Annotated in this window: 13 protein-coding genes; 12 read left to right on the top strand and 1 reads right to left on the bottom strand. The window is 41.9% G+C overall.

The window, feature by feature from the left end:
* The first annotated feature begins 171 nt into the window (after positions 1–171).
* From Q7A53_RS21000 to rsmI, 11 genes are all read left to right on the top strand, one after another.
* The gene (locus Q7A53_RS21000) at positions 172–354 is read left to right on the top strand and encodes a sigma factor G inhibitor Gin (protein ID WP_411791172.1); all 183 of its coding nucleotides are present in this window, start codon (positions 172–174) and stop codon (positions 352–354) included.
* 196 nt (positions 355–550) lie between these two features.
* Entirely contained in the window at positions 551–1,978 is a 1,428-nt protein-coding gene (locus Q7A53_RS20995) for an aminotransferase class I/II-fold pyridoxal phosphate-dependent enzyme (RefSeq protein WP_411791171.1), read from the top strand.
* On the top strand, positions 1,975–2,607 hold the full coding sequence (gene tmk, locus Q7A53_RS20990) for a dTMP kinase (RefSeq protein ID WP_411791170.1): 633 nt from the start codon (positions 1,975–1,977) through the stop codon (positions 2,605–2,607). The genes Q7A53_RS20995 and tmk overlap by 4 nt, the downstream gene beginning before the upstream one ends.
* A 51-nt stretch (positions 2,608–2,658) precedes the next feature.
* Entirely contained in the window at positions 2,659–2,988 is a 330-nt protein-coding gene (locus Q7A53_RS20985) for a cyclic-di-AMP receptor (RefSeq protein WP_411791169.1), read from the top strand.
* A gap of 17 nt (positions 2,989–3,005) precedes the next feature.
* Positions 3,006–3,446, top strand: a complete 441-nt coding sequence (locus Q7A53_RS20980; protein ID WP_411791168.1) for a YaaR family protein — start codon at positions 3,006–3,008, stop codon at positions 3,444–3,446.
* Positions 3,447–3,459: 13 nt separating this feature from the next.
* Entirely contained in the window at positions 3,460–4,446 is a 987-nt protein-coding gene (holB, locus tag Q7A53_RS20975) for a DNA polymerase III subunit delta' (RefSeq protein WP_411791167.1), read from the top strand.
* Between the two features lie 5 nt (positions 4,447–4,451).
* Positions 4,452–5,279, top strand: a complete 828-nt coding sequence (locus Q7A53_RS20970) for a PSP1 domain-containing protein (RefSeq protein ID WP_411791166.1) — start codon at positions 4,452–4,454, stop codon at positions 5,277–5,279.
* Positions 5,280–5,295: 16 nt separating this feature from the next.
* Positions 5,296–5,640, top strand: a complete 345-nt coding sequence (gene yabA, locus Q7A53_RS20965; RefSeq protein ID WP_411791165.1) for a DNA replication initiation control protein YabA — start codon at positions 5,296–5,298, stop codon at positions 5,638–5,640.
* A gap of 79 nt (positions 5,641–5,719) precedes the next feature.
* Entirely contained in the window at positions 5,720–6,463 is a 744-nt protein-coding gene (locus Q7A53_RS20960; RefSeq protein ID WP_411791164.1) for a tRNA1(Val) (adenine(37)-N6)-methyltransferase, read from the top strand.
* Positions 6,453–6,737 (top strand): GIY-YIG nuclease family protein, encoded by a 285-nt coding sequence (locus tag Q7A53_RS20955; protein WP_411791163.1) that lies wholly within the window; start codon positions 6,453–6,455, stop codon positions 6,735–6,737. Before Q7A53_RS20960 ends, Q7A53_RS20955 begins: the two co-directional genes overlap by 11 nt.
* Positions 6,715–7,587: a 16S rRNA (cytidine(1402)-2'-O)-methyltransferase gene (rsmI, locus tag Q7A53_RS20950; protein ID WP_411791162.1), complete on the top strand. Its 873-nt coding sequence runs from the start codon at positions 6,715–6,717 to the stop codon at positions 7,585–7,587. Before Q7A53_RS20955 ends, rsmI begins: the two co-directional genes overlap by 23 nt.
* A gap of 329 nt (positions 7,588–7,916) precedes the next feature.
* On the opposite strand, the gene Q7A53_RS20945 is transcribed toward rsmI, so the two are convergent.
* Positions 7,917–8,201, bottom strand: coding sequence for an AbrB/MazE/SpoVT family DNA-binding domain-containing protein (locus Q7A53_RS20945; RefSeq protein WP_411791173.1), 285 nt, complete (start codon positions 8,199–8,201; stop codon positions 7,917–7,919).
* Positions 8,202–8,634: 433 nt separating this feature from the next.
* On the opposite strand from Q7A53_RS20945, the gene metG reads away from it, so the two are divergent.
* Positions 8,635–10,590 (top strand): methionine--tRNA ligase, encoded by a 1,956-nt coding sequence (metG, locus tag Q7A53_RS20940; protein WP_411791161.1) that lies wholly within the window; start codon positions 8,635–8,637, stop codon positions 10,588–10,590.
* Positions 10,591–10,710: the final 120 nt, after the last annotated feature.

The raw sequence follows: 10,710 nt of genomic DNA, 5'->3' as shown, positions 1-10,710 counted from the left end.
CGATCCCCGTGAGAGTAGGACGTCGCCACGTCAAGTTAAACCTTAGAAGATTTCTTCTAAGGTTTTTTTATATTATACGTATAATATTCATAGTTTAGGAGAGACTAGTAGTAATGAGAGGCACCGTCTTAAGAATGAAAAGGCCGATGCCTGAATACTAGGAGGGAAACTATGAAACGTCATGATCAATGCAGTATTTGTTCAAAGGAAACGGACGATGGTATTCATCTATTAAAACTTTATATTTGTCATGCTTGTGAAAAAGAAATGATAGATACACCTGCAGATAACCCAAGATATGACTACTTTGTTAAACAAATGAAGAAAGCTCATCGCTCTATGATTCCTTCTTAATAGATGGGCTGATAAAAAAATAGCAGCTATGGGCCACTTCTTTTATGAAGTGGTTTTTTATCGTCTAGGAAATATAATCAGCATTTAGACCCTCTAGGTTCGCTTTTGAGCTGTGTACATGGTAATCAAAAGATGTTGGCGAAAGTGATTTTTAATAGGGTAAAATAGAGAGAGTGATATTTTGGAGGGATGATAGATGGACCAGACTTGGACGCCGCTCTATGATGCATTAATAGAAAAAAATGAAGAGCATCCGATTTCCTTCCATGTTCCGGGGCATAAATATGGAAAAGTATTCTCTAGTAAAGGTGGGAATGATTTTCGTTCTCTGTTGCAATTGGATGCTACTGAAATTGCTGGGCTAGATGATTTACATGCTCCTGAGGGGGTCATAAAGCAGGCGCAGCAGCTGACTAGTGATCTGTTCAGGACCGATGAATCTTTCTTTCTAGTAAATGGAACGACGAGTGGAAATCTTGCGATGATTCTCACGGTTTGTAATGCTGGAGATACGATCATTGTGCAGAGGAACTGTCATAAATCTGTTCTTAATGGACTGGAATTAGCAGGGGCTCAGCCCGTGTTTTTGTCGCCAGACTTTGAAGAGGAAACCGGCCGGTACAGTAAGGTGGATTCTACCCTCGTGGAACAAGCTCTACATGAATTTCCCCAAGCGAAGGCCGTGTTTTTAACCTATCCTGATTATTTCGGCCGCACGTTCGACATAGAGGATATTATAACAAAGGCTCATGCCTGTGGAGTGCCGGTCTTAGTGGATGAGGCTCATGGAGTCCATTTTCAGCTTGGCAGTCCATTTCCCTCATCTGCATTGGATCTTGGCGCTGATATGGTCGTTCAGTCGGCACACAAGATGGCACCTGCGATGACGATGGCATCCTATTTACATGTGAATTCGAAACGCATCGCTGTACATCTTCTCCGCCACTACCTGCAAATGCTTCAATCCAGCAGCCCTTCCTATCCATTAATGGTCAGTCTGGACTTAGCCCGCCACTTCTTAGCGAACTACAGTGTCCGAGGAGTTATGCCTTATGTAAAAAGGGTAAGACAAGTCTTTGAAACGGTCGCTCCTGAGTTATTTCTGCTGCCTTTAACAGGTAAGGATGATCCGTTAAAGATTACTTTACAGGCGGCTGATGGTGTTTCAGCTTTTGAAGCGGCCAGGGTATTTGAAGCGGCAGGAGTTTACCCGGAATTAACTACGCCGACACAGCTGTTATTTATCCTTGGTTTGACTCCTAGTTTTGAGTGGGAGGACTTAGAGAAGCGGTTAGCAGGAGTGAATTGTCAATTAAAAAAGATAACGAGGCATGCTACAATAAAGACAGTTCCGCTAGAGATTTCAAGGATGGAAACGCTGGCGATGAGTTATTCGGAGATGGCAGGCAGCTCTTCTCAATTTGTGGAATGGAAGAACGCTTGTGGTCATGTGGCTGCGGAGCCCGTTATTCCTTATCCACCGGGAATACCTTTCATCATGAAGGGTGAATCGATCAGAACAGATCATCTAACGAGGATGAAGTTTTTAATAAAAGAAGGAACCAGGTTTCAAAATAATAATATCGAGCTAGGGATTCGAGTTTTTAAAGGAGAATGGTCGTGAAGGGATTGTTTGTATCATTTGAAGGCGGGGATGGAGCTGGAAAATCTTCCATCCTGCATGAAATCGCCAAAGACTTAGAAAATCAGGGCTATCCAGTGGTCGCGACAAGAGAGCCTGGTGGCATACACATAGCTGAGGAGATTCGGCATATTATCCTCGACCCGGCACACACAGAAATGGACGGGCGTACAGAGGCGTTATTATATGCAGCAGCAAGAAGACAGCATTTAGTAGAAAAAGTAATGCCGGCATTAGATGAGGGAAAGGTTGTCCTATGTGATCGATTCATTGATTCCAGTTTAGCTTATCAAGGTCACGCTCGCGGCCTGGGAATGGATGAAGTGTTCAAGGTCAACCAGTTTGCCGTTGATACTTGTATGCCCGATGTTACCCTTTTATTTGATATTAAGCCTGAAGAAGGGCTGAATAGAATTGCTGCGAATAGTGGCAGAGAGAAAAATCGTCTCGATTTGGAAGCATTAGATTTTCATAAGAAAGTATATGAGGCTTATCAAGCATTGGCAAAGGAAAATGCGGAAAGAATAAAGAGCATTCGGGCAGACAGGTCCTTTGCTGAAGTGAAGACAGAAGCCTATGAAGTCCTGCTTCCATACTTGCCTCATCAATAAAGCAAAATTTGTTATAATGGAAATAAACCCCTAACAGGAGGATTCGTTCTCATGAAGATGATTATTGCAATTATTCAAGATAAAGACAGTAATCGGTTAACCAATGCGTTAACAGAGAATGATTACAAAGCCACTAAATTATCTACGACTGGCGGATTTTTAAGGGAAGGCAATACGACCCTTATGATAGGCTGTGAGGAAGATGACGTCGATAATGTGCTTGGAATTATTGAAAAGAACTGTAGTCAGCGTGACCAAATGGTAGCGCCAATCTCACCTATGGGCGGGAATGCAGATTCTTATATTCCGAAGCCTGTCAAAGTTGAAGTGGGTGGAGCGACTGTTTTTGTGTTACCTGTTGAATCATTCTTTAAGTTTTAATTAAAGGAGTTACGTTCATGAAGATCAGTCAGGAAATGAGGACCCAGTTGGACACTGCCCAGAAACAGTCTGCCAAACAGATGAAAAACCCTCAGAGCTTTGATCGTCTGGTACAGTCACAATCCCGTCAGCTTCAAGAAAGCCAGTTAAATCAACTGATGAAAAGCATTACGGCACAGGGTGATCGGGTAGTTCGTGTCCGATCGTTCCGTGACTTAGCAAGGTATAAACGATTGATCAAGGATTTTGTTAAGGAATCGGTTCAGTATGGAATGAATTTAAAACACTCACACAGTTGGAATCGACAGGGGCAGACTCGAAAACTGACGCTTGTCGAATCTGTAGATGAGAAATTAAATGAACTGACAGAAGCGGTGATGGATCAGGAGAAGAAATCTATTGATTTACTCGGGATCATAGGAGAAATTAAAGGTTTACTAATTAATTTATATACTTAAGGGCGGAAATGATATGAAAAGCTGGAATGAAATGAAAGAACTTCAGCCCCTCGTTGGTCAAATGCTCATGAATAGTTTTAAAAAGGATCGGATTTCTCATGCTTACTTGTTTCAAGGGGACCGGGGTACAGGGAAGCGTGAGATGAGTCTATTATTTGCGAAGAGTATCTTCTGCAGGAATCGTCAAGGGGCTGACCCCTGTCAGGAATGCCGTGACTGTCATCGAATAGATTCCGGTAATCATCCTGACTTGCATTGGATTGAACCTGATGGACAATCGATAAAAAAAGACCAGATTCTTCATTTGCAAAAGGAATTTACTTATACCGGGATGGAGTCTAATCGTAAAGTTTATATTGTCGTCGATGCAGGCCAAATGACGGTCAATGCATCGAACCGGCTGTTAAAATTTCTCGAGGAACCAAGTCAGCAGACGACAGCGATGCTCTTAACAGAAAATGGGCAATCGATCATCGATACCATTCGTTCACGCTGTCAGCTGTTAGCGTTTCAGCCCTTAAACGTAAGAAGGATCGAAAATAAATTAGAGCACGAAGGGATCTCAGCCTCGAATGCGAAGCTGCTCGCCTCTTTGACCAATAATTTAGATGAAGCGCTGGAAATGAATGCTGATGAGTGGTTTGCTAATGTGAGAAAATTAGTGATACAATTAGTTGAAGTGCTTCAAAATAAGCCACAAGAAGGACTTTTATTTGTTAATGATCAGTGGATGCCTCATTTTAAAGAACGTAAGCAGTTACAGCGAGGGTTGGATGTGCTCATGCTTTGGTATCAAGATTTGATTAATGATTTTCTGGACCGGGAAGATGCCATCGTATTTACCCAAGAAAAAGAAAAAAGGGAGCAGTCGTCCATGCATTGGACACGCCAATCAGCTGCGAAATGCTTATCGTATATTTTAGAGGCGAAACGAAAGATAAATCAGAATGTTCATCCTAATTTAGTGATGGAACAGCTTACCCTTCAACTACAGAGGTGATAAACATGATCGAGGTTGTAGGTGTTCGATTTAAAAAAGCGGGGAAAATCTATTATTTTGATCCGGGCGATCTACAAATGACCACAGAGGATTATGTCATTGTGGAAACTGTCCGGGGGATAGAGTTCGGAAAAGTTGTCATTGCTAATAAATCCGTAGATGAAGAAGACATCGTATTACCGCTTAAGCAAGTTATCCGTATTGCGGATGATAAAGATAAAGTAACGGTAGCAGAAAACAATGATAACTCTGACGAAGCTTACCGTGTTTGCGAGAAGAAAATCCGCGAACATAAATTGGACATGAATCTTGTCGATGTCGAATATACATTTGATCGCAATAAAGTCATTTTTTATTTTACGGCTGATGGACGAGTTGATTTTCGTACATTGGTAAAAGACTTGGCGTCAGTATTTAAAACGAGGATAGAATTACGTCAAATTGGTGTTCGTGATGAAGCGAAAATGCTTGGCGGTATAGGTCCTTGTGGACGTATGCTTTGCTGTTCAACTTTCTTAGGTGATTTTGAACCCGTTTCCATAAAAATGGCGAAGGATCAGAACCTTTCACTTAATCCTGCGAAAATTTCAGGGCTTTGCGGTCGTCTGATGTGCTGCTTGAAGTATGAGAACGATGACTATGAAGCGGCAAAGAAAGAGCTCCCAGACCTTGGGGACAGCATAGCTACTACTTTTGGTAAAGGAAAAGTTGTAGGTCTTAATATGTTAGAACGTATGGTCCAAGTAGAATTCAGAGATAAGGAACGCGTGCTTGAGTATTCCTTACAAGAGCTGATCGACGAGGGAGTCGTTCAAACCGAAGCCACAGAATAATGGGGTGGAGCCAAGCATGAATAAAAAAGCCATATTTGAACAGGTGTCGCACTTAGAATCTCAAATTGGTGAGCTCTATGAACAATTAGGGGATTTAAAAGCCCAGCTTGCTTATTTACTAGAAGAGAATCAGCATTTATCACTTGAAAATCATCACTTGCGTCAGCGTTTAGATCATGAAAAAGGCAAAGAAGAAGCAGGCGAAGGAACCAAACAAGATCGCAGCTCTGTTGTAGGCGAGGGCTATGATAATCTTGCCCGGCTCTATGAAGAAGGCTTTCATATTTGTAATTTGCATTTTGGCAGCCCCAGAGATGAAGATTGTCTATTTTGTCTGTCATTCTTAAACAAGAAGAAATAATCCCAGGTCCAAGCCTTTCCTTGTTCGTCCGAGGAAGGGCTCTTCTTTTATAGAATCAGGATTAGAAAGGAACAGAAATATGGTTCAATTAACCGGCGATGAACGTATTGATTATTTATTAGCAGAAGAGAATATCAGGATCATTCAGAGTCCCACTGTTTTCGCTTTCTCCCTTGATGCAGTGCTGCTGGCAAAGTTTACGCATGTGCCGCGTACTAGAGGGAAGATTCTTGATTTGTGTACAGGAAATGGTGTGATCCCGCTATTTTTATCAACAAGGTCGAGGGTTCCCATTACGGGTGTAGAACTGCAGGAGCGCCTGTATGATATGGCAGTCAGAAATGTGGAACTTAATCAGCTGGAAGACAGGCTCGAGATGATTCAAGGGGATCTCAAGGAAATGCCCAAAAGACTCGGACATGGCAAGTATGATTTAGTGACTTGCAACCCTCCTTATTTCCCTACTCCTCAGTCCGAGGAGTTAAATATAAATGAACATTTAGCGATCGCCAGGCACGAAATTCATTGCTCTTTAGAAGAGGTAGTTCATTCCTGCAGCCGGCTGGTCAAGCCTGGAGGAAAAGTGTCGATGGTTCATCGCCCCGGCAGAATGATTGATATTCTTACCTTATTTAGAAAGTACCGTTTAGAACCTAAGCGGTTACAACTGGTTTACCCAAAACCAGGCAGAGAAGCGAATATCTTATTAATTGAAGCAGCGAGAGATGGAAAACCAGATTTAAAGATTCTTCCCCCGCTCTATGCTTTTACCGAAAATGATGAGTATTCCGATGATCTAAAGGAGATTCTTTATGGCAGCTAGTTACTATGTGTACATGCTTCGCTGTGCGGACGATTCTTTATATACCGGATATACGACAGATCTAGAGAGCCGCTTACAAAAACATGAATCGGGTAAAGGGGCAAAATATACGAGGGGACGAGGGCCGTTTGTGCTTGAATATTCTCACACCTATGCGTCGAAAACAGAAGCTTTGCAAGAGGAATACCGGCTGAAGAAACTATCAAGAGCGAAAAAAGAGCAGTGGATTGCGGAAAAAGGAGAGGAACCAGATGTTGATCCAAAAGAGTTTTAGTGAATCAAATGAATATGGAATTCTCTATATTGTGCCCACTCCAATAGGTAATCTAGAAGATATGACTTACCGGGCAGTAAGAACTTTAAAAGAGGTCGATCGTATTGCTGCAGAGGATACAAGAAACACGAAAAAGCTGCTTAATCACTTTGAAATTGAGACGCATTTAATTAGTTACCATGAACATAACAAGCGTACAAAGGGAGAACAAATCGTTGAGCAGATGAAAGATGGATTGAATTTTGCAGTGGTAAGCGATGCCGGCATGCCCGGAATTTCTGACCCAGGTACTGATTTAGTTAAGGAAGCGATTGAGGCTGGTATATCTGTTGTTACCCTTCCAGGGGCAAATGCGGCGTTACCTGCTCTAGCAGGTTCTGGATTGCCAACCGATCAGTTTTATTTTTGTGGCTTTTTGCCACGTAAGAAAAAGGAAAGACAGACAGAATTAGAGAAAATTCAACCGTTTGTTTCTACATTGATTTTTTATGAATCTCCTCACAGGTTGAAGGAAATGTTAACCCATTTAGCTGCTCAGCTTGGTAATCGTAATGCTGTTCTAGTGAGAGAGTTAACGAAGCGGTTTGAAGAATATATCAGAGGGAGTCTGGATGAACTCGTCGAATGGGCCGATCAGACTGAGCTTCGCGGTGAATTCTGTGTAGTGGTGGAAGGGGCAGAAGAAGGACTGGAAGAAGACGCATTCTGGTGGACGCACCTGTCCATAACGGAGCATGTAGATTACTACATAGAAAAGGATGGAATGAAGAGTAAAGAGGCAATCAAGCAAACATCCCTCGACCGCAAACTTTCCAAACGTGACGTCTACCAAACTTACCACGTAGATTAGAAAAGCGCAGGCGCCCTGGTAGTCCCGACAAGCATAAGAGCAGCGGCGGAGTGGGTGTCCTTTGACCCACGGAGGCGATGAACTTATGACCTAGAGGGACTGGGCGCCGGAGCTAGCCATAGAAAAGCGCAGGCGCCCGGGAGTCCTGATAGAACTACGGCAATGCCGAGATCTCTTTCAATACCCGACATGGATGAAGCTTCCAGGGAAGAATTTTGGAATAACAAAAAAGCCCATCCTGCTGCTGCAGAAGGGCTTGTCATAGAGCATATGTCAATCAATAAGTTGTCTGTTTTACCAAATGTCGTCTCTTTTTTTCTTTGTCTCTATTATTTATTAAGGTGGTCTTGAATTTCTTGCAGGAGCTTCTGTGCTCCTTCTTTGCTAAGAACTAGGTTGCCATTTGCTAGTTTCATATTTTCGTCAGAAACTTCGCCTGTGACATGGCAAGTCATGTTGGGCTTGTACTTTTTAAGTACAATGCGATCATCATCAACATAAATTTCAAGAGCATCCTTTTCATTGATTCCTAATGTGCGACGCAGCTCGATTGGAATGACCACTCGGCCTAATTCGTCAACCTTACGTACAATACCTGTAGATTTCATAATTATGTCTCCCCTCAATCAAAAAGTTTATTTCGTCATATTTCGACATATGTCTCGACATTAATAGTACCAACCATTCCCAAACGTGTCAATTCTTTAAATTTCCATTTCATCCGTTCTCTCAATTTACGGGTGGAGGTATTAAAGAGGCTGAAATAAGACAATTATGGAGATATAGCTGGCAGAAAACCCTAAATTTTCTTATCCAAATTTGGTTCGAAGTTCCAACTCTGATGTGATTCTATTTTACCATAGTCTATACAGCTGTGAAATTATTAATGTAAAATAGGGTTTCTTTGACAGTTTTATTACTTATTCGGTATATTTTAATGTTAGGAATGGCAATAAAGAAGATAAAAAGATAGAATGTTACAATACAAACACAATATATATTTCGACATGGCCTGACAGGCTGTTTATTTTAAGAGGAGGGAACAAAGTGGCTGAGGAAAAAAACACTTTTTACATTACTACACCCATTTATTATCCTAGTGGAAATTTGCATATAGGACACGCCTATACCACCGTAGCTGGAGATGCGATGGCCCGTTATAAAAGATTGCAAGGTTATGATGTGATGTACTTAACAGGAACCGATGAGCATGGCCAGAAAATCCAGAGAAAAGCAGAGGAGAAAGGCGTATCTCCCCAAGTCTACGTAGACGATATTGTCAGCGGAATTAAAGATTTGTGGGATAAGCTCGATATTTCCTATGATGATTTTATTCGAACTACGCAGGACCGTCATAAGAAAGTAGTCGCCAAAATCTTTGATTACTTAATGAAAAAAGGCGATATCTATCTGGATGAGTATGAAGGCTGGTATTGTACATCGTGTGAGTCTTTCTTCACAGAACGACAGCTTGATGAAGGACATTGCCCAGACTGCGGCGGTCCCGTTGAAAAAGTGAAGGAAGAATCTTATTTCTTTAAGATGAGTAAATACGTTGACCAGCTGCTCGACTTTTATGAAAAGAATCCAACGTTTATACAGCCGGAAAGCCGTAAAAACGAAATGATTAACAACTTTATAAAACCTGGTCTCGAGGATTTAGCGGTCTCCCGGACCACGTTTGACTGGGGAGTTGACGTTCCTGGCAATGAAAAACATGTGATCTACGTGTGGATCGATGCTTTGAGTAACTATATTTCCGCGCTTGGATTTGATTCGGATGAAGATGAACTTTATCAGAAATTCTGGCCGGCAGATGTACAATTGGTAGGAAAGGAAATCGTCCGTTTCCATACGATTTACTGGCCGATTATGCTGATGGCGCTTGATCTTCCATTACCAAAGAAAGTATTTGCTCATGGATGGATCTTAATGAAAGACGGCAAGATGTCTAAATCGAAAGGAAATGTCGTGGATCCCGTTCAGCTTAGTGATCGTTACGGCCTGGATGCACTGCGTTATTACCTGCTTCGTGAGGTTCCATTTGGATCTGATGGAGTCTTTACACCAGAAGCTTTCGTAGAGCGGACCAATTATGACCTTGCGAATGATTTAGGGAACTTGCTTAATCGTACCGTTGCCATGATTAGTAAATATTTCAATGGGGAGATTCCTAAGCTTACAGCCGGGGAAGATCCATTCGACCAAAGCCTGGAACAGCTTGCTGCAGAAACAAGACAGTCTGTAGAGAACTCTTTAGAGAATATGGAATTTTCCGTTGCACTCTCTGACTTGTGGAAATTCGTCAGCCGGACAAATAAATATATCGATGAAACACAGCCTTGGGTACTTGCTAAGGATGAGACGAATAAACAGCGTCTTGCCAATGTTATGGCGCACTTAGCTGAGTCACTCCGTCACATTGGAGTTATGCTGCAGCCATTTTTGACAGAAACACCCGAACGGATCTTCAGTCAGTTGGGTATCAAAGGAAATGAGCTGAAAAGCTGGCCAAGTATTACAGAGTTTAGTGGTCTTGAAGAAGGTACAAAGGTAGTGAAAGACGAGCCTATTTTCCCTCGCCTGGATGCAGAAGAAGAGATTCAGGTGATTAAAGATATGATGAAAAAGCCTGTGCCTAAAGAAGAGCAAAAGGTAGAGAAGAAACAGGAAATTGATGAAGTAACCATTGATGACTTTATGAAGCTTGATTTTCGGGCAGCGGAAGTCATGAAAGTGGAAAAAGTAAAAAAAGCAGATAAGCTGCTGAAGCTCCAATTAAATCTTGGCTATGAAACGCGGCAGGTGGTTTCTGGAATAGCGGAACATTATTCAGAAGAAGATCTTGTAGGGAAAAAAGTGATTTGTATCACTAATCTTAAGCCAGTGAAATTAAAGGGAGAACTTTCTCAAGGCATGATTTTAGCAGGAGAAGACGAGAAAGGCACCTTGTCTCTTGCTTCCATCGATCAATCTTTACAAAATGGTGCTAAAGTAAAGTGATTCTAAAACATTTTTAAAATAAGCGTGATGAATGAGCAACATCTTACAAAAAGGGAAAGCTTTCTTTAGGGGCTTTCCCTTTAGATATTGTCTGGGCACCCGGGCGCTTGCGCTTTTGTA

Origin of the sequence: Halobacillus rhizosphaerae (genome assembly GCF_046719735.1) — a bacterium.
In the GTDB taxonomy this organism is placed as follows: domain Bacteria; phylum Bacillota; class Bacilli; order Bacillales; family Halobacillaceae; genus Halobacillus_B; species Halobacillus_B rhizosphaerae.
The sequence above is the reverse complement of the archived record's forward strand: the minus strand, read 5'-3'. Positions and strand labels throughout refer to the sequence as shown.